This window comes from Pseudomonas sp. PvP028, assembly GCF_017832255.1.
GTDB classification, from domain to species: Bacteria; Pseudomonadota; Gammaproteobacteria; order Pseudomonadales; family Pseudomonadaceae; genus Aquipseudomonas; species Aquipseudomonas syringae.
In genome coordinates this window covers 5,001,630-5,021,573 of the sequence record NZ_JAFIBL010000001.1, presented here as the reverse complement: position 1 = coordinate 5,021,573, position 19,944 = coordinate 5,001,630, and the positions used below count along the sequence as shown (strand labels likewise).

The window sequence follows — 19,944 nt, the reverse complement described above, 5'->3', positions numbered from 1 at the left end:
AACAATGTCGCGGATGGCTCAGACCTGATGTCACTGGGCGCACGTCATGTCTTGCATTCGATAGCCCTTGGTCAGAGGCATGCCGGCGGGGTCGATGTGCAGGCGGCACTGCGGGTCGATTTTCTCTCCCCAGTGGACATCGAGGGTTTGCGCCTGCATGCCGGTGGACAACAACACCTGCCCGCCCTGGCCTGCGATGCCCAGGATGTTGCCCTGCGCGTCGCTGACCTGGGCGCCGAATGGCAGCGGCTTGCCACTTTGAGTGGTCGCATTGATGACCAGGCGTGTCACCGTGCGCGCAGCGAAGGTGGTCTTGATCACCGCCCCCCTGGCAGGCACCACTTGAGTACTGGCGTTATCGATTTCCACCTCGGGGCCCAACTGGTCGGTTTGCAAGGCGATCGGGTTGTAACGGTAGGGGCGCAGATAGGGCATCAATGCGTAGCCGCGGCTATTGGTCCTGACTCCGGTCGCGTTCTGTATGCCAACGCCTGGTGTATCGGGCACTTCGACCAGCGCGATGGTGTCGCCCAGATTCGGGCCGAACTCGATGCCGTCGGCGTGCAGCAACAAGGCGCCGCTGGCATTGACTGATGTACTTCGATAATCATTGCCTTGGGTCACACCGGCGCCAAGGCTGGCGAAGGTCGCCTGATAACCGGCCGCAAGGCTGGCACTTTGCTGCTTTCCATCATCGTTGCTCAGGCTGGCGTGATAATTGACCCGGTTTTCGTAGAGGCTGCCGCTCAGGCTGCCCCGTTGACTGTGGCGATTGGCGCTGTTCTGCAGGTCGAATGTGGCATTACTCGAATGGCCGGTGTCGAGGGGCATCGAGATGCTCAGGCCGAACTGCCGGTCGTTGCCGCGGTTACTGGCTACGCTCAGCGACTGTGAGGCGTAGAAGTTATAGGTGATCCCGGCACGATGGGTGTTGAAGTTGAATTGAAATTGGCGCTGCTCGATATCGCTGCCCCAGTAATCCTGTTGCGACAGCGTCAGGCCCACGCTGCTGCGTGCGCCGATTCTCTGATGAACCGAAGCCTCCAGGCGACTTCTGCGGCTGCCTGTGAACGTATCGTCGTCGCTGCGCTGACTGACGGCTTCGTCGAAATCCCGATAGCCTTCGGTGGAGTAGCGGTAACCTGCGAAGCGCAGATTGGTATGGGTCGTGAACGCCTTGCCGTACTTGATGGCGTAACTCATGCCCTGCACGCTGGACTGAACGGGCTGATCGATGCTGGCGCGTGACCGGGTTACATCGAACGCCATCGCTCCCAGGACGCCCATGTCTCGTGACACGCCCAGCGCAGCGGCATGGTAGAAGTCGCTGGTCATCAGTCCGCCATAAAGTGTCGAGTTCCAGCCTGTTCCAACGGCCAGCGTTCCTTGCCATAACCAGGGATGCTCGGTGGCGTAGGCACCGTTGAAGCGGCCCAAGGCTGCGCTGTATTTCCAGACGCCTTCGCGCAACAGGTTACTCATGGTCGAGTAAGGTTGGGTAAAACGCCGTACCTGCCCATCGGCCTCGGTCAGCACGATCTCCAGCTCGCCGCTGCCTGCAGTGTTCAGGTCATCTATTTCATAGGGGCCGGCACTGACATACGTGGAGTAAATCGGGTAGCCGTTCTGCAGGACTTCCAGTTTGGCCCTGCTTTGCGCTACGCCACGAATCACAGGTGCGTAACCCTGCAGGGAATCGGGGAGCATCTCCTGATCGGTTTTGATCAACCCGCCCTTGATCGGCATGCTCCGGAAGACATCGCCGCCGGTGTAGGTTTCACCGAGGGTCAGGTTAGCGTGCGTGCCGGGCAGGTCGCGCTGTGCATAAGCGTAGGCTCTGGTCCACTCGCGATGTCCCTGTGCATCCTGACGCACGCTTTGATTGCTGCGTAACCGCCATGACCCCAGGTTGATACCGGTGTTGAGGTACAGGTCTGCACTGCTGCTGGTGCCTGCCTCCCTGTGGGTGGTCTGTTGCGCCGAGGTCTGGTAATTGATGAAGGCGGCGTTGATGCCGTAATCCCAAAGCGCGGGCTCCACTCGCCCATTGGCATCGCGGCGCATGGCGATCTGCGGTATCGAGATCAACAGTTGCAGTCTGCCTCCGTCCAGTACGACCCTGGCGTCCGGAATCAATTGGCCCAGCGCGACACAAGCGACTTGCAACAAGGCCGGGTCGGCCAGGCTGTCGAGGCGTACGCCGATCTGCTCCAGCAATTCTCGCGACAGGCAGGGCAGCAGGCCGTTGCCTTGCGGGTCGGCATCGAAACGGATCTGCCGTTGGCCGAAATAGCGCATATTGACGTGGATTTCTACCCAATGATCGCCTGGCCCGAGGCTTTCGACAACTGACAAGTGGTTCAGCACGCTGGCCGCGGCTTCACTGTCATAGTCCTGGCCCTGACGCAGGAAGCCGGACTGGAAGTTGACAGGGGGGGCCGCCTTGGTCAGTTCCAGCGGTACGGTAACGCTGCCGCACACAATCAACACCTGCATAAAGCGCAGGCGCACTGGTATGAACCCGGAATCGGGTAATAGGGTCATGTTCAATGTCCTGGGGATGAAACGGGCCAGCGCTGTTTCAGTCAGTCAGCGTGGCTGTAGCGGTCAGCGGCTTGCTGTAGCCGCCGTAATCGTTGATTGCGGAAAACACCACCTGCAGGCCCGGTACCGCTTTCGTTTCACTGAGCTCGTAATGCCGAGAGCTGAACGGGCCAAGCATGGCGACTTCCTTGACCTTTTCAGTGCTGCCACCGCCGGAGACGTCGAGTCGAATGAACGACACGTGAAAGGGCGTCGGATTCATCGCGGTCAGTTCTGCCTTGCCCGCAATCTGCCTGACCGACCATTGCAGGTCCTTGAGGCGGGCAATGGGGTTGTCAGTCAGCAGAGCCGGGCGATAAAACAGTTTGATACGGGTGCGCAGGGCAATATTCAGTACATTGCCTTGCGACTGGCTGGCCTGAGGTATTTCCTGCACGTTGAAGTAGAACAATGATTCACGATCGGAGGGCAGGTCGTGGGGCAGGCCATTGATCTGTACCTGTTGTTCCTTGCCCGGATTGAGGCGGAAAAGTGGCGGCGAAGGTGCGAATGGAACGACGGTGACCGTGTCGTCTGCCTCCGTATTTACCCAGGTCTGCACCGCGAACGGGCGATCACTGGGATTGGATATGACCACCGAAGTACTGCGCTTGTCGCCGTCGAACACGATGCGAGTTGCGTTGATGGTCAATGCTGCCTGGCTGGCGGGTATATAAGCTGCGCACATGAATAACAGCATGCACCCCGCGATGGCAGGTGGTTTAAACGCCTGTTGGAAAATCATGGAAAGTTACCTTGTACGTTCAGATCCGAAGCGAACCTGAACGTATTGAAGATGCTTCACGTGAAAAGACTATTGATCCTTACATAGTGAGCGAATGGGTCGATGTATCAGTTAATCGCGACAACAAACTGTACATCCGCCGAAGCGGCGCCGGCTTGTACGGTAGACGCTGTCGAACGGTAGTAGGCGTTGAACACCATGTCGGTGATACCCCCCTCGACCAGTGGATAAGCCGCCGAGGCGTCGCCTGGTTTGATGGAGGTCCCGGTCTGGTCCTTGATGACAATCGCAACGCCCTTTGCCCCGTCGGCAGTAGGGGTGACAGCGAAGTAGTCGCCGCTGCTGTCCGCGTTCCCGATGAAGGTAACTTTGGCCGTATTCGGGTCGCCAGCCGTAAGGCCGCAACTGCCGTCGTCATTGACGCGCAGGGCAAAGCTCTTGCCAGAGAGTTCCTGACCGATGCCGGTGAAGCGGCTGGCCTCGACAGAGCCCATGTTCACCAGGTTGCCGATAGAGCCATCGCCCGGATTGACCACTTCGATAGGGCACGTGGTGGCGGTGATCTTGCCTTCGAAACGGATGGTGCCGGTGCCGGGGTTGGCGGATACGACAGTGGCACTCAATGTAGTCGCCAGAGCAAGGCCCAGTACGGATAGCATTTTGTTCACGATAAAAACCTTATAAGTATTAACGTTACAAGAGTGAAAATGTAACTATTTATGGTGTCTTGAGAGACCGTTTGTGTTGCGTGTCATGACGGGGCGGGAGTTTACAGTAGGGGCGTTAGTTGCAAAGTCTCTGGAAGGCTTTGTTTAATGGCGGGGGGTGTAGGATATTTCCTAAACTAGTGTCGTATATTGTGATTTGCGGATGTGTGCTTCGTTATATGCCAGATTTAAATCGTTCGTAGGTTACGGCCTGGCATAAATTACACACGTCTTGATACTTGGCATAACGCATTAGAAGGTCTGGATAATGGATGATTCAGTATTGGCAATCAGCTTGGCAAGTCAGGCTCAGACGCCACCGACAAGCGCTTACAGCTGTCGATGGCGAGATATCGGACTTCACCTTCTGATTAGGAAGACGTTTTTTTGCCAGACGCCGTCCTCCCCGAAGCGGGGGAGATACTCCGTAAATTTAATTCTCGGCGCTGGCGCTGCTGGCGCTGCTGGCGCTGTAGCCCTTGGTATACCTCGCACTCCATCAGCGGGAACATTGGCAAATGGAGTCGAGGCGGTTCTTGTTGAGGTAAGGTTGCCAGCGAGCGGTACGTTATTCCTGTTTCTGAGCAGGGTCGTCAATGCGTCGACTGCGCTTTGTTGCGTTCTGCTCAAGGTTCCTTTCAATCCTGGTAGCCGTTCGACGCCGGTCACAGGCGAGATAGACGTTGCGTTTACTGAGCTCAATGCCGAGCCCAGTTTTGTCTGATAGGCTGCTCGACCGAGTGCCTGGGTCCCAGCCTTGATCGCGCTTTTAACCGCACCTTTCAAGAACCCCCCACCGAGCTCTAAAGCTCCCCCCGCGTAGGCGAGGTACTGCCCTGCTTGAAGTGCTGTATTGTTTCCCGTCGCCGCACCATAAGCACTGGCAGCAGTGGATGCAGCACTGAGAGTGGTCCCTGTCGCCAACACTCCGGCTGTAACGTAGGCAGCCGCCTGTGCGCTCATCGATAAACCCAGAACCGTTACAGGGCCCGAGACGGGTGTGGCCAATCCAAGCGTGGCAACTGTCGCGTAGACACCGAGTACGGTGAACACTACGCCAACCGCCACCATGGCCCAGGACTCTATTCCCATGCCCCCCGGCATCTCTGCCGGTATCGCATCCTCATCGGGCCGTCGCAGCCTGCCGCTCTGGGAGCTGGCGTCATGCCCGGTGGGGTCGCGCCAGGCGATGGGATTGCCCAGGCAATAGGTATAGGGGTTGAGCCCGCCTGCGCCGAAGGGGCTCAAGGAGTCGGGGCTGTGAAAACGCATCATGCCGGGGTTGTAGGCTCTGTAGCCATTGCCGAGCAGGTACCAGCCCGTGTCTTTTTCGCATACCTCGCCGTTGAACCCTGCGACGCTGAGCAACGCGTCATCGCTGTGGCGTTCTCCGTAGGCGCTGTATACAGCTGTTCGCAAGGTGTTCTGCTGGAACTCGGCGAGAACGCTCAGGTTCGCATCTGTCAGCAACAGCAGAGTGTCTGCAGATTCTCCGACGGTCTGCTGGCCGATGGGTTGCTCATCGATGTGCAGGAACTGAGTGCGTCGGCTGTCCTGCACGGTGCTGCTCAACTGCTGATTCTGATAAAAACGCAGTATTTCGCTGTCGCTGCCATTGCGGGTGGTGACCAACTGGTTATGGCCGTCGTAAGCGTATGTATTGATCGGCTCCCCCGTCGGTTTCTCCACCCGTGAAAGGCGGCTCTGGCTGTCGTAGTCCAACTGGTTGCCGTGCTCGTCATTGAGTTGATTGCCGTTGGTGTCATAGCAGAACGTCGGATCCGGTGTGCTCCGCGCAGGCCGGTAGGTGATGCCGAGTAACTGGCATCGGTCCCTGGAGTCGGGGTCACCCTCTTTGCCATAGCGGAAGATAGCTGTCTCGGTGCTCTCATCGGCAAATTCGGTATGGTTCAGGGTCATGTTGTCCAGCTCGTCGAAGTTGAACGTCTGCTTGAGTATCGCCCTGCCGGAGGCGTGCACCGGCAATTTACTGCCTGAATAGCTGACGCCGGTCAGACGACTTCGAGCGTCATACCTGAATTCTTCCAGCAGCAGCCTGTTGCCCGCTTCCTGCAGGTGACGGCTTTGCATGAGTCCGTCGGGCTGCCATTGCTGTTCCAGCGTACGTACCGGGTGACCGCCTGCAATCTGCGTCCTGAGAACTTCCTGTCCCTGGTCGTCATACTCCATGCGGGTTATCAGGCTGGTTCCTGCGGCCTGATCGTGGGTTGTCATCTCTCTGGGCTGACCGAGTGGGTCATACATGATGGTTACCTTCACGTTGCCCTGGACGACGCTTTCAAGCTGGCCGAACCCGTCGTACCAGTAACTCGTTTCCACACCTTTGACGCGGTGTTTTACGCCGCCTTTGAGCCGGCCTTTGACGACGCTTTTAACCGGGTTTTTGACTTCTTTTTGTTCGACGTCGGTGCGGTACATCGCACGGCCCTGCAAGGATGTCCGATGCAGGGTTTTCCAGGTCCGCTCTTGTAGATCCGTCCAGGTCTCTTCGGTCAACTGGTTGTGCGCGTCATAAGCGTAAGCGCGCTTACCTTGCTGATTGGTGGCAGAGGTCAGGCGGGCACTGACGTTGTTATAGTCAAACTCGGCGGTCTCATCCGGTGCAGTACTGGAGACGATCTGGTCGGTGAGTGCCAGGTTGTAGGTGTAGCTGATGTCGTCACCCTTGGCCGTTTTGCGTGTTTTGACCTGCCGGTGACCGTCCTCATACTCGTAACGCTCGATACGTTGCCCAGCCTGGGCCAGTGTCAGGCGCCCGAGCCCGTCGAACGTCTGTTTACCTGCCGGGGTTTTGGTAATACCGTCCGGATGAATCATCTCCAGGCCGATCGGCAGCTCGGTGTTGCTGTGCGGTGCATAATCACGGCGTGCCACGCTGCTATCTGGCAAGCGTGTGTTGACCATGCGCGACCAGGCGTCATAACTGAACTGCGTTTTGTGGTCTGACTCGTCGGTCTGCTCTGTGCAGCGTCCCAGTCCGTCGTAGAGAAAGCTTTGTGAGCCAAGGTCCATCCCGGCTGCGTTCTGGCTCTTGATCCTGACCGGCTTACCGAACATGTTCAGCCAGGTCTCGCTGCGGCCACTGATCAGAGGCTCTGCTTCACCGCTTTGCACCCAGCGCCTCTGAATAGGACCATCATGTTCTTCATTGCCGATGGGGTCGTAGTACTGGTGGGTCTGCACGCCTTGATCAGTGGTAATGACAGACTGGCCGTTCCAGTCGTCGTAGGTGTACGTGTTACGCGTGGTGAACCGTTGCTGGTTGTCGAACCAGTCGTAATCCGTTTCGTATTGCACGTTGTTCCAGGCGTTGTAGTGCGCTGTATGGATCATGTGCATTGCGTGCGGATTATTGCTGTCGATGTGGTCCCTTTCTTCGAGTATTGCCCGGCCCAGACCGTCCATGACAGAACGGGTCTTGACCTTGCGGGCATCGACCAGCACTTGTTCTGCCTGCTGCGCCGGAGCGGAACACAGGGTGTACAGGTACTCGCGACTGGCTTCATGACCGGCAGTCGAATTCGGTGCGATCGTTTCTTTGATCAGCCGGTTGAGCGCGTCATGGATATAGCGGGTCTCCACGCCTTCTTCCAGGGTCAGCAGCACCTGGCCTGTCAACAATGACTGCTGTTGCTGCTTGCTTATGCGGGCGTTGTCGAAACCGATAGTGATGATGTCGATGAGTTGTACCGGGACTTTCAGTTGCTCGCTCTCGCTATTGCTGTACTCGTAGACGGTAACGGTGTCGTTTCCATTCAGGGACTCGATATTTTTCCCGGTTCGACCATGCTGGAAAGGCGCGTCCGGCTGGTTGATGTACTCCAGCAGGATCCTCTGCAGCTCCACAGAGGTTCCATCGCTTTCAAGCTGCAGCAGTATTTCGCCTTCCGGCACAATCCAGTCGGGTGAGCCGCTGCCGGTCAGTGCGGGCAATATGCGGTAGCGATAACGCGTGGACAGGGTAGGGGCCTTGGGCTGCGACGACAGGGCGGGTCTGACCACTTTTTCTTTCACCCGGGAGACAAACCCTTCCGCATCGGCCGGGCAACCGTCGCCACCGCTGGCCGGGTACCAACTGCTGACTTCTTCGATTCCGTTGGCTCGCGTATGCACCAGCAGATTGCCGTAAATGTCATAGGTATCGGTGACGGTCTCTGTGCGGGTCCGCTCAGGCTCGTCCAGCCGTTGCCAGCGGGTGGTGACTTTGCTGGGTAGCTGACAATCGGCGGGCTGCTTTGAGTAATGCACGCCCTCCAGGATGTTGTAGGCGGTCGTGACCGTTTGCTGATTTTCGTTCTGGGTGGTGACTTCAATGGTCTGCAGGTGGAAGCGGTTGAAGGTCCGCTTTATGCTGCGCACGGCCTTGTTGTCGACCCACAGGCTTTCGGTGCAGACATAGTCGTAGTCCTGCAAATATTTATAGAGGTTGTCCAGGCCGTTGTCTTCCCAGGCGATGGGCAACCCTGCACCGAGAAAATTTCGTGAGCGTTGCTGGCCGTCCTTGTAGGTATATCGCACATCGAGCTTTGCCAGCTTGAGACCGGGATCGATGACGTGTCTTGTCACTCTGGGTATGGGCAGGCGAGCGGCGCTGGATGGAAATGTATGGCCCTCGTCCTCGTAGTAAACGTCTTCGCTGCTTCCTGTAGGTGTCTCTACATGCTTGACGCATAACTGATTGCCATTCTCCAGGCCATATTCGAAGCGCCAGGACGCATTATTGTCGGTGGGCAGGGTGATGCGCGACACGCGTTTGTCGCTGCCGGCAAGTGTCATTAAAAAGCGTGCCAGCGGAGTGCCGCCAGTGCCGGCATACGGGTGCAGGTTCAGCTCGACGGAGGTGCTGCTGCGTGCGATTTCCAGCAACGTCTGACCCAGGTCGTCAGTGATCGAATCAAGCCTGTAGGTGCTGCTGTTGAACGCCGTGTGTTTGAGCGCAATGCTGTGCCCCGACGGCGCGATGATTTTTACCACCCAGGCCATTTTTTTATTGCCGCTGCTGTGCAGTCTGAGGATTTCCACCAGACCTGATTTATGCACCACCCGGTAAGACTCTTGGTCCAGCTTGTAGAAGTGGAAGGTGTCGAGTTTCTTCTCCGTCATCGTCAGCTGACCGGTGCTGCTGGTGCCGTCGACCCGGAAGGTCTCGCCCGTGCTGAGGGACAGGATCTGAGTGGCAGGATCGTATTGTGACAACTGCAGGTTCCAGCCCAGGCCATAGCCACTGTCCAGCGTATTGAGCTGGCTGTAGGACATGTCGAGTCGGAACCCCGGCCCGCGCAGGTCATTGCTTTGCAGATCGGGCATGCTGATCGATATGTTGTACAGCCCGGTGCGTGGGTCAACGCCGCTTTTCAGACAACTCATGAAATTGAGCGCGTTGGAGTGCACGGAAGTAGAAGCAGCCATGGAGCGGACCTCGCTGATTGATGCGTGACAAGCGCAGCGGTGTCTGACGATTGTGCAGTCCTTGCGCTCTGGTCAATGACGACGCCCAAGCCTGAACACCTTGGGCGTCGGTGTGGCTGGAGGTCTTGCCTAACCCTAACAGTCCGTACCCGGGCAACAACCTAGCAGTAGTGCTAGTGGGCAATTGATGTGCATCGGCGTAAAAAAAATCCTATCCGCATCCTCAGGGGCAACCCTTGCGATATACCCATTTCAGGCGGAAACGAGAAAGGAGTCTCACTCATGGCGCTGGATCTTCCCGCCCCCAAGGTGCCCGACCTGCAGCCCGGGAACTACCTCGATCTGGAACAGTTGGGCAGTGCCGACCTGATTACCTGGATCAACTACCCAGGCATCAAGAACGGCGATCGGTTCATGCCCAACTGGCGAGGTTGCGGCGCTCTGGGCGCAGTGGAGGACTATATCAACGATTTGATCGAGGTCGTGGGATTGCAGCCTGAAGGCATGCCCCTGTTGATCAATAATCCGTTGCTGGTGAGGCTTGATAAGGGGTGGGTGTTTTACTCGTACGTCGTCGTTGGTCGCCCCGATGAATCCCTGCGCCTGTTCTTCTATGTCGGTAAACCGCCGTCAACGGCCGCCGGGCTGGGGGTGCCGCAATGCAGGGAGTCTCACGATCTGAAGCTTGATCCCGACCTGCTGTGGGAAGTCGATGAGGTGCTGATCGTAACGCCGCCGTATCTGGCCATGCGCGAGGGCGACAGGGTGACCCTCACGCTGGATCTTTATTTCGCCGAAGGCGATTACTTGTACCCTCTGTTCTTTTCCCAGGTATTAACACTGAAAGAAGTGGGCCAGCCCTTGCAGTGGCCGATAGGGCCCAACGAATTTACATCCATTGGAAATGGCTTCGTTCTGATGAGCTACTGCATCGAGTATGCCGACTCCACATCGACAACGGCCTCGGTCACCCAGTCTCTGGCCATCGTCGCACCCTCAGCGGCGTTATTGCCCGCCTTGACTATCAAGGATTTCAGCGGCGGCTCACTGGACCCGGAGGCCTTTCCTGACGGCATCACCCTGCTGATCGACCCTTTCGGCATTCAGATCGATGACGATGTCGTGGTTTACGTCTCCAGCGGCAATCGACTGGTGCAGACCCTCAGGGCTGACATAACCAATCTCGACAGTGGCGTACTGCAGTTCTCGCTGGCTCAGGCCTGGCTTTATGCCAATAACGGCAAGGAAATCGAGCTGGTGTACCAGTACGCGCGACCCGGCCATGCAGCCAGCTCGTTGCCGCGCAAGGTCATTCTGCGTCGGCCACTCGATCTACCGGAGCCCGTTATCGAAGACGCGACCATTGAAAATCCCGTTGAAGGGGGCGTGAAGGGCTATATCTTTGCCTCGCAGCTGGAGAGGGGGGCGACGATTCGCATACCGAAAGACGCGGTCATCGGCGACGACTCCACGGTACAGATGTACTGGGATGGTTACGGAAGCACGGGCACCTTTATCGCTGATCCTTCGCCAGACGATTCGCGCCTGTTCCTCATCCCGCCCACAGCGGTTCCGGCCAATATGGGCAAGCGTCTGGCCGTGTATTACAAGGTCGATTCAGCGTCGCAATCGGGCACCTCGAAAGTATTCGATCTGGAAGTCAGAGGCCTGGGCTCCGGTTGGCCTTCCATCCAGATCATGCGCCCACGCGCCACTGATGGCCGGCTCTCGCTCGCTGAGGTATCGCCAGAAGGTGCCGGTCTTGACCTGGCTTCCTGGGTCTACATGGCGCCCGGACAACGGGTACGAATCAAGGCCACTGGCTTGTTGAAATCGGGATCGGAGCAGACGGTCGGGCTACGTACCGGTGCAGCCGAACCGCTCAGTGAGGCGGAATACGATGCCAGGAAGGTATCGGTGATTATCCCGAGGGATTTTCTGGAAAGTCTGCAAAGAGACAGTCAGACCAACACCGTGAAGGTTGAAGTCAGCTTTGATGAAGGGGCGAATTACACGCAGTTTCCGTCCATCGGTTTCACGGTGCTGGAAGATCTTTTTTTTGGGCCGGCAAGCGGACGCACGACGCGATAGCTACCGGCATGACCCGACACTTGCATGGACGCAATCCTATGACCAATAACACGCTGAACAGCCTGACCGAGTGGATGAAAAACCCCGACAACAATGTTATGTGGGGCTGGGATTCCATCGCCGCGATGGCCCGGGGCAAGGTGAATAACCTGTTGCTTCAGGAATACATCGCGCGATTTTCGTCGAACGCTTATCTGAAGCCTGTGAGCGGAGAGGTGGCACTGAGCGACGGCTTCAGAGAACGTATTCACAATTTCATCCTGGATACGCCCAGGCTGACGTTCTCGAACAATGACCTGGGTCAGTCTCATGCGACATTGACCTGTTCCATTCTGGGCGGAACGCAATTGACGATGAGAAATAACGTCGATAATTGGGAAGCCGACAGAGTGATTCATATCGATGCGCTTCAAGGTCCGAAACTGACACTGGATCTCGCGCTGGAAAAGGTTCCTGGCAGTGTCCAGAGTGATGGGCGGGTGCGGCTCGACCTCAAGGACAGTGACAATTTCATTCTGACCTTCGCGGTTGACAGGGCTGACCGGGTACTCGGCGGAAATTTTTTCAAAGCCCTGTTCACTGCATTGCCGGACGAGCAGCGCGTATGGACGTTGGGCGTGATCAAGCGTGGCACCAATAATCTGATGCACCCCCAGTCCTTCAAACTGCGCACCCAGACCAATCCTGCCGCGCCTCTCGACCCGCAGGCCGCCAACTACGGCGACGGGGCCGTGCTGGTGTTCATTCGCCTGGAAGGCAGTCAGGAAGGCGGCGACATACCGGTAGAGTACCAATACCTGATACCGGATGATGTTGGTAAAGATTATTCGGCCACGGTGTTGTTCAGTGCGGAGCGTACGTTCAAGGCGGCACTGTTCATCGGTGAAGTGACCAGGACCATTGCTTCGATTATTGAAGGCGTGGTGTTCAACACGTTCCATGATGGCTCCGGCCGACCGGTCAAGGCGACGGCCACGTCGGGCAGACTGATAACGTCCGAAACGAGCAGCCAGAATGTCACGGTTCAAATCGATGGCGTGCCAGTCCAGGCAAATGTCTACAAAAACGAGACCTGGCTTGACGCGTTCGGGAGCGCACCTTTGTCGGTGGAACTCATTGGCGATGGCATGGTGGAACTGACCTGGAAGCCCAAAGCGACCCCCGGCGTAATACTTACGTTGCCAGGCGGTGTGCTGCTACTGGTCATGAGCAAGGTCATCACGGTTGAGATACGGTGCATTTATAACTTCGCCGAAGAAAACAACGACCTCGTTCTGATCCCTAGTCTCACGATAAGTACCACCAGCAGCGAACCGGATGTCTCAGAGAACGATCCACCAGTAAACAGCCTCTCATTAGCTTTCTTGATACTGTCGGTAAAGAACAATTTCGAGACGCTGGATACGCATCCGTTCGAGTCCGACATCAGGGCCGTACTGGAAGGCAAACTCGCTACTCGTGTGCCGATCAGCTCGTTTATCCGGGACAGTATCGACCTCAGTTTCAACGAAGCCATTGTGCCTGACGTACTGCGTGCGCCCAGAGACATTGCCGTCTTCGGCCGTATCAACAGTTCCGGGGCAGACTTTGTCGTCAGCCCTGCGGAGCACCTGATGGCCGTCGACAGTTCCACCACGTTTGCCATTCAACCGCCGGGTGCGAATGTGAGGTGGACTGCCGAACTTCTGCAGGGTGATGCACAGAACTTCGGCGCCATCAACAACTCCGGCAGGTACTACGCGCCAGAAACATCTCTAACCGAGCTTCCATTCACACGTGTTCGGGTGACGGCCACTGACACCGACTCGAACTATCAAAGTTCGGCCCTGGTCACGATCGTGACCAATCCGATCACTCTCAATCCGTTGATCCAGGTGTGTGACGCCAGGGCGACGGTGGAGCTGCAGGCAGGTTCGCTCGGCACAGAGGAAATGGACTGGTCGATCAAGGATCCGGTGGCTGGCGAAAGCGGTGTTCTGGAGCCCAGCGCACTGGCTGATGGTGATCACCGTTATGTCGCAGCATCAAAGGTGCCCGGCAAAACCTACGTATTGGATCAGATCGTCGTGACCAGCGGGCAGGCGAGTGTTTCTTCGTGGGTACTGGTAAAGCATCAGACACCCCTGTTAACCGTGAAAGTCGTCAACACCGTAAAGGTTTCGGAAGTTCTGGACGTGGTAAGAACATTGAAAGTTTTAAGGGTTGTGAAAGGCACGAAAGGCCCAAAAGTTGTGACCCTCTGGAAGCGCGTGAACGCTGTGAACATTCGCGCCGATCAGGTTCAACTGGAAGCGTTTGCCAATGGCGTTCCGATGCCAGACACCCGGTGGAGAGTCGGTGTCGGGGGCGGGAACGTCCTTAACGGCCTGTACACCCCCGACGTACCTTCGACTGACCGGTTTGTGCTGATCTTTGTCGAGGCCCCGCATTCAATCCTTGGCATCATAGAAGGGCATATCATATTGCCGCTGCCGCTGGACCGGTTTGCCGGAGATCTGGAATTGATGAAAGACAAAAAAGTACAGACGTCCTAACCGAGCGTACGTCGGTCTTAAGTTTATCTACATCACAGGAGGTGATGTCATGGCTGGTTATTCAGCGGAAAGTCTGCTGGCATGGATGAAAAATACCACGCGTCTGAGAGGTTGGGACGCGATCATTGCGCTGGATGGCGACAAGGTCAACGAGCTGCTTGACCACCTTTACCAGAAGAGTGTGGCTCAGGGGCTGTCGCGTCCGGTGCCGGACGGAAGTATCGCGATTCCCGATACGCATGACTCTCACTTTTTCTCGGGCTGTGTTCTCGGTGCGCCAACCTTGTAGTTCAAACACAGTGCCCTGGAGCATTCCCTGCTGGCCTGGCGCATTTCAGTAATCGCCGGTTTGCATACCGTGCTGGAGAACGTTCAAGGACAGCACAATGTTCACAGAATCGCTACCTACGATCCGCTGAACGCACCGCACCTGGATTTTGATCTGCAAATGAGCAGTCAGAGCGCGGATCTGGTTGTGGATCTTGGTCTGGCTGAAAACCTTACGCTGGATTTTCCGGGCGGGACTACCGAACAAAGCAAGGTCGGTGAGTTTTTTCAGGGTTGGTTGATCAACCCTGAAAATCCGCAACAGCTGTTCAGGTTGGGCATTTTCAACGAGCAGAGCAACGAATTGCTTAACGTACGCAGAATTGATGTGCGCTCACAGCTTGAAAGCTCCGATGCCACATCGGTGCATAAAAAAGGCGCCTTGTTACTGTTCACGACCATGGAGTACGGCGTCAGTGGCGGGATTCCGGGTGACGAGTCCGACTTCCGTTACCTGATTCCCAACGATGCTCAGCTTTCGTATTCGGCGACCGCCGTGTTTTCCTCCCACGCGTTGCACCGTGCTGCCTTTGGCCATGCGGTGATGCAAATGCTCCAGGCACCCGACTTCAGCTTCATCGTTTCGGAGGATAAACCGCTGCAGCGGATGGTCGCCCGGGCCGGCACGTTTGCAGTTCCTGCTGGAGACTATCGAAGTGCGGACTATGTCTTCGAATCGGAGCCTTTCAGTGTCCAGGCCTTCAACACTCAGCATCCCCTGACCATTGATTTCGAGTACACCCAGACCATGCAGACCTGGGAATTCCCCTGCACGCTGGGCTTTCGCTACAGGGCGCTGGACAGCGATCAATGGCAATCGCACAACGCTACGTTCAACATCAGCCTCAAGCATGAGTTTCATCTGATTGAAAGTGAGTCAGATGATCAGGCAATGGAAGGGCAACTTTATGCGCCTTATCTGTTCGACCATGAAGTCAGCGCCGTTCCGGGAACGCTGGACAACCTGAGTGCCGGGGAACTGGAGCAGGTCAACGGTTTCGTGGCCTACACCGTCAAACACGCACTGTTGCAAGGGTTGAGCAAAACCCTGGATGCAACCGGCGCCGAGCGTTTTCTGGGCGGCTGGTTATTGCCTGACGAGCAAGCACTGCAACCTGTACTCAAACGTCTGCCTTATGACCTGGCAGTGTTCGGTCGTATCGATCCCGGTGCGTCCACGTTCAGTATCGTCGAGCAGCAGGCAATGATCGGCACGGGAGAAACGCTGCAATTTACCACCCGGCCTGCGCGCGAAGGCCTCATCTGGTCCCGGACGAATGCAGCGGACGGCGATACTGAAGGTCCGGGAGAAATTGATACGCAAGGCATGTATACGGCTCCTGCAGCGCTGCCCGTGAGGCAGGGTTTTCAACGCGTATTGATCAAGGCAACTGACCCGGTGTCCGGACATTGCAGTACGGCATTGTTGACGGTGATGGCCAGCAGCGTCAGCGTCAGCCCGTTGATTCAGGTGTGTAATTACGGTGAACGGATAGCGCTCTCAGCACGCACTGCGCGCACAACTCCCCTGAAATGGACCGTGGTCGATCCGGTGCCCGGACAAAGCGGGACGCTCGAGGATGGCATGGATGCGCCGCATGAGAAGTTTTACATCGCCGGCCCAGGGGGCGCTGGGAATACCTATGTTCTGGACACAATAACGGTCAGCGACGATCAGCACACCCAGTCAATCCAGGTACTGGTTCTTCGCCACTCACCGATGCTGCCCATCACGCTGGTTAGCGTCAACGATCAGCGTGCCGAGCTGAAAGTCGTCGTCAACGGCAGAGTCCTCCCGGTTACCTGGAGTTGGAGCGGGCCGGGCTGGATAGATCCCGAGGGTGTGTACAGCAGTGATGCCAACGCACCTGAGCGCTTCGTTGTCGTGTTCGCAGAACTTTTCGATGACACACTTGGCATGATGGCCGGGCACCTGATTCTGCCGCTGCCATTGAGTGACTCGACCGGGGTGCTGCAGGCACTGACCGGGCAGCCAGCGTTGGGTACGGCGGGCACTGCAATGCCTCGTTCATTGAGCGGTATTGTGCAGCGCGCCGGTGCCGGTGCTTTGACCCAGGGCTGGGGAGCCGTCGCAGCGGTCAGTCGCAGCGATCTCAACCGGCATATGGAACAGCAATACATTGAGCGCTATCAGGAGCTGGACTTCTTGCCGTTGTTCACCGGCGACATCGTTGTGGATGAGCGACAAGGCGACACTGTTCGTCTGAAGCAGGTCGAACTGGGTGTGCCGGTCCTGTCGTTTCTGCCTGAGTCGCCGGGCTACAGCAGTGTTCTGGTCACGATGCATATCGTGTCTGGCCGCTACAGCGGCCTGCATCAGCCGCAGGGAAGCGCGACCACCGTGTCCGGCAGCTTCGTCATCAGCGAGCCGATGGGCTTCAGGCTGGCGATGACGGTTGACCTCTTCGTGGGCGAGGAGGGCCATGTGCTGCTCGATCTGGCTGGCGGAGCCGGCGTTGCCTGTAACCTGGGGGGCGTCGATGAGGCGATCAATCAGCAACTGGCGGATTTCTTCGCTCAGGAGTTCAAACAGATTGCGCTTCATCGCCGGGTTTTCTCAGTGCTGCAGGCACAGCTCAATCGCTACCACGTTCAGACGCCAGGCAGCTTGCGGCTTCTTGCCCGCGCCGCGCCGGGTTCAAACGATGCGCACACGGACACTGCGGGTGATGGCGCGCTTATGCTGTTCATGCACGCGCAGGATGGCGAAGGCGAAGGCTTGTTTCCGCCAACAGACGATTTCGTTTATCCAATACCTGATGATCGCGGGGCAGACAATCAGCCAGCATACGGCACAGTGTTGATGCTCGCGCAAAAGACCCTGTCGATGATCGAACGTGAACGCTTGCAGATGCTGGACACCCTCAAGTTCACCGGTGGGCGCGTATTTGAACCGCTTGAGCAGCATCGCGCACATGACCTGCTGTTGTTTGGCAGCCTTCGTGCAACACAGGCCAGCATTACGCCAATGTTCTCGACCCTGGCGGCCGGGCAGACCCAGCGTTTCGTCCTGCGCAACTCACAAGGCGAAGAAATACCGGCCACCAGTTGGAGTGCGTTAAGCATTCAAAGCCACGTGGCTGCCGGAAGCGGCAGCATCTCTTCCAGCGGCGTTTACACGGCAGCGGATCTTGAGGCGATCGGCCATGACGCGATTCGCGTGGTGATCACCGCCGCCTATCAAGAGTCAGGCGCTGTCGTCAAGGTCTCGGCGCTGGTCAGTGTGGTATCACGGAGCATGGAGTTGGTGCCGCGTGTAACGGTAGTACCGGGAGGGGCTACGCTGCAAACGGTCTCTCTGGCTGCTTCGACGCTTGACGGCAGCCCGGTGAGCTGGACACTGTTGGGTGCTGAGCTTGGCAGGTTGAGTCAGGGAGACAAGGGCGCGCTCTTCAGTCCGGACGCCAGGTCCGGGAAAAGAGCGCTGGCCGTGCAACAGATCGAGGCGTTGGGCAATGATTATGGCATCGCTACCGTGCTTGTCGCCAATGGGCAACAAATGCTGCGCATCGAGCCGGCTTTCGTCCCCAGAGCACGGCCAATGGTGGCGGTGCAGTTACAGGATGACCGTGCACTGCTGCCCGGTCTTGAGCGACGCTGGAAGGTGGTGGGCGGACCAGGCACGGTCGATCGGCAGGGGCTTTTCATGCCGCCCGACCAGAGGCTTGTCGCCAGCAGCGTGGTGAGCTGTGAAGTGGTGAACAACGGGGTGGTTCTTGCGTGTGGCTATAGCGTCATCGAATTGTCTGAAGTGATCGACGAAGGTCGTTGGGAAGAAATGTCGATGTTCACCGTTATGGTCCCCGGCACGTCGTCGGGTGACCACAGGACGGGTAGTCTGTACCCCAACGGTTATCAGCAGCTCAGGCTGCAGGTCAAGACCCAGGTGATGCCGGTGGACGGTGTCGATTACCAGCTGAGCCCCACCGAAATGGCTTCCATGCGTCTGGTAGACGATATCACCGGACAAAACATCGAGTCAGTGCTCCCCACTCTGGACGGCATGCCCGAAAGTGATGACCAGGCTTGGCGCGTGCGTAAACAACATAACCGCTTCGAGTTGTCCGGGGCTGGCGTTTTCGCTGCTGAGTCGGGTCTGGATGTTCCACGGCCAGTCGCCCAGGACTTCTACCTGCATAGTCGGGCAGAACCCGGTTTCAGCGGTGTTTTCTATGCGACCTTTCAGGATGACAACGGCAAGTGGTGGACCTCGGTGCAGTACGAAGAGGTTAACAGCAAGGTCGAAATCAACCCGCGACGTTTGCCCACGTTCGATACCCGCAATTACACCTTCGTTCCGAAACGTCTGGATGACAATGGCACAGATCCTTCGGTTGATCCGCCTCCAGAAAACTCTCCAGATGATCCTTTCGATTTGCACTTCAATACCACCGATTACTGGAAGCTGAATGTCACTAACCCCGATACCCAGCAAGAGGTAAAGTTCGAGACGCTGAAGTTTCTGCCCTACAGGCCCGACAGTGACGTGATCAATACCTCGATCATTCTCTGGGAAAGCAGGCAGGCAGCAGAAGTAATGTTCAGTTGGACGGGGTTTATCTTCGACGACCCGGCGGTCAAAGGCGATGTGAGCAAGGTGCGCTTTGACGAAGCACTCAAGGATGTGATGGGGGACGTTCACACGTTGGACATTAACGTCGATACGTCCTTATTCGAGACCGGCAAACTGATTATCAGCCTGCATCGCCTCCGGGGCCTTAAATATATCCCGGAAGGAGATCCCGCCCGCGACAAGTTGATGGGGACACTGGCAGCCCCGAGTGCACTGGTAGTCCTGTTGATCGATAAGCAGGGCAATGCCCATAAACGGCGAATCAGTTTTCTGCCCAGCGGCTCCGGCAGGCGCAACCGCCTCATGCATACCTTGTATTCGGAAACCCGGCCCCAATGAGGCATTGACGCAACAAATTGACAGGGAGTCATCACCATGAATGCGCTGAATAAAACCCTCGCGTACCTGGCTCTTGCGGGGTTGGCAGGCTGTACGTTAGTCCCGTCCCACAGGCCCGTACCCAAGCCCCCGGCAGAGCCGGTTCGTCTCATCATGCTCGCAGAAACCTCCGATGGCGGCGGCAAGAACTGCACGTTTGTCGCCAAGGACGACGTGGTTCGTCTCAACAAGGGTGATCATGAATGCACAAACGATCAGATGAGTTTTATAAAGCTGGATAACGTGCGTTCGGCCATGAAGATACTCCTGGAGTCCAGAGATTGCGATGATCCGGGAGGCTGGGTATTTGGACTCGAAACCTATATCGACCCCGTTACAACAGTCTGGATCTCCATCGACCAGCTCAGAGGCAAACCGGTCGACAGCATTATCACTCGCGGCGTTGTTTTGACCAAGGTGTATAGCGGGGGTGAAAACATAAAAGGCAAGTTGTCCTGCGTGCGTGTCGATGTATCGGATTAGCCCTCAGCACAACCGGACCTGTCAGGCCAACGTGTTAATCGTCACCCGCATGGGGTGACGGTTATCCCACTC

At 57.1% G+C, this 19,944-nt stretch carries 9 protein-coding genes; 5 read left to right on the top strand and 4 right to left on the bottom strand.

The window, feature by feature from the left end; genetic code table 11:
* Positions 1-30: 30 nt before the first annotated feature.
* The 4 genes from JOE34_RS21500 to JOE34_RS21485 all read right to left on the bottom strand — a co-directional run bounded on the left by JOE34_RS21500 (position 31) and on the right by JOE34_RS21485 (position 9,465).
* Positions 31-2,544, bottom strand: coding sequence for a fimbria/pilus outer membrane usher protein (locus JOE34_RS21500; protein WP_209996640.1), 2,514 nt, complete (start codon positions 2,542-2,544; stop codon positions 31-33).
* A 37-nt stretch (positions 2,545-2,581) separates the two neighbouring features.
* Positions 2,582-3,283 (bottom strand): molecular chaperone, encoded by a 702-nt coding sequence (locus JOE34_RS21495; protein WP_245227210.1) that lies wholly within the window; start codon positions 3,281-3,283, stop codon positions 2,582-2,584.
* A gap of 152 nt (positions 3,284-3,435) precedes the next feature.
* The gene (locus tag JOE34_RS21490; protein ID WP_122242260.1) at positions 3,436-3,996 is read right to left on the bottom strand and encodes a fimbrial protein; all 561 of its coding nucleotides are present in this window, start codon (positions 3,994-3,996) and stop codon (positions 3,436-3,438) included.
* A 399-nt stretch (positions 3,997-4,395) separates the two neighbouring features.
* Positions 4,396-9,465: an RHS repeat-associated core domain-containing protein gene (locus JOE34_RS21485; RefSeq protein ID WP_209996638.1), complete on the bottom strand. Its 5,070-nt coding sequence runs from the start codon at positions 9,463-9,465 to the stop codon at positions 4,396-4,398.
* Positions 9,466-9,747: 282 nt separating this feature from the next.
* On the opposite strand from JOE34_RS21485, the gene JOE34_RS21480 reads away from it, so the two are divergent.
* The 5 genes from JOE34_RS21480 to JOE34_RS21465 all read left to right on the top strand — a co-directional run bounded on the left by JOE34_RS21480 (position 9,748) and on the right by JOE34_RS21465 (position 19,872).
* Positions 9,748-11,556, top strand: coding sequence for a hypothetical protein (locus tag JOE34_RS21480; RefSeq protein WP_029571981.1), 1,809 nt, complete (start codon positions 9,748-9,750; stop codon positions 11,554-11,556).
* Positions 11,557-11,594: 38 nt separating this feature from the next.
* Positions 11,595-14,090, top strand: coding sequence for a hypothetical protein (locus JOE34_RS21475; protein WP_209996636.1), 2,496 nt, complete (start codon positions 11,595-11,597; stop codon positions 14,088-14,090).
* Between the two features lie 49 nt (positions 14,091-14,139).
* Positions 14,140-14,379, top strand: a complete 240-nt coding sequence (locus tag JOE34_RS26000) for a hypothetical protein (protein ID WP_245227049.1) — start codon at positions 14,140-14,142, stop codon at positions 14,377-14,379.
* Positions 14,380-15,621: 1,242 nt separating this feature from the next.
* Complete coding sequence (locus JOE34_RS21470) at positions 15,622-19,350, top strand: hypothetical protein (protein WP_245227206.1); 3,729 nt, start codon at positions 15,622-15,624, stop codon at positions 19,348-19,350.
* 36 nt (positions 19,351-19,386) lie between these two features.
* Positions 19,387-19,872: a hypothetical protein gene (locus tag JOE34_RS21465; RefSeq protein WP_122232504.1), complete on the top strand. Its 486-nt coding sequence runs from the start codon at positions 19,387-19,389 to the stop codon at positions 19,870-19,872.
* Positions 19,873-19,944: the final 72 nt, after the last annotated feature.

Coding starts and splice junctions, on each gene's coding strand:
- JOE34_RS21480 (WP_029571981.1), top strand. CDS start 9,748: ATGGCGCTGGATCTTCCCGCCCCCAAGGTGCCCGACCTGCAGCCCGGG.
- JOE34_RS21475 (WP_209996636.1), top strand. CDS start 11,595: ATGACCAATAACACGCTGAACAGCCTGACCGAGTGGATGAAAAACCCC.
- JOE34_RS21470 (WP_245227206.1), top strand. CDS start 15,622: ATGATCGGCACGGGAGAAACGCTGCAATTTACCACCCGGCCTGCGCGC.
- JOE34_RS21485 (WP_209996638.1), bottom strand. CDS start 9,465: ATGGCTGCTTCTACTTCCGTGCACTCCAACGCGCTCAATTTCATGAGT.
- JOE34_RS21465 (WP_122232504.1), top strand. CDS start 19,387: ATGAATGCGCTGAATAAAACCCTCGCGTACCTGGCTCTTGCGGGGTTG.
- JOE34_RS21495 (WP_245227210.1), bottom strand. CDS start 3,283: ATGCTGTTATTCATGTGCGCAGCTTATATACCCGCCAGCCAGGCAGCA.
- JOE34_RS21500 (WP_209996640.1), bottom strand. CDS start 2,544: ATGACCCTATTACCCGATTCCGGGTTCATACCAGTGCGCCTGCGCTTT.
- JOE34_RS26000 (WP_245227049.1), top strand. CDS start 14,140: ATGGCTGGTTATTCAGCGGAAAGTCTGCTGGCATGGATGAAAAATACC.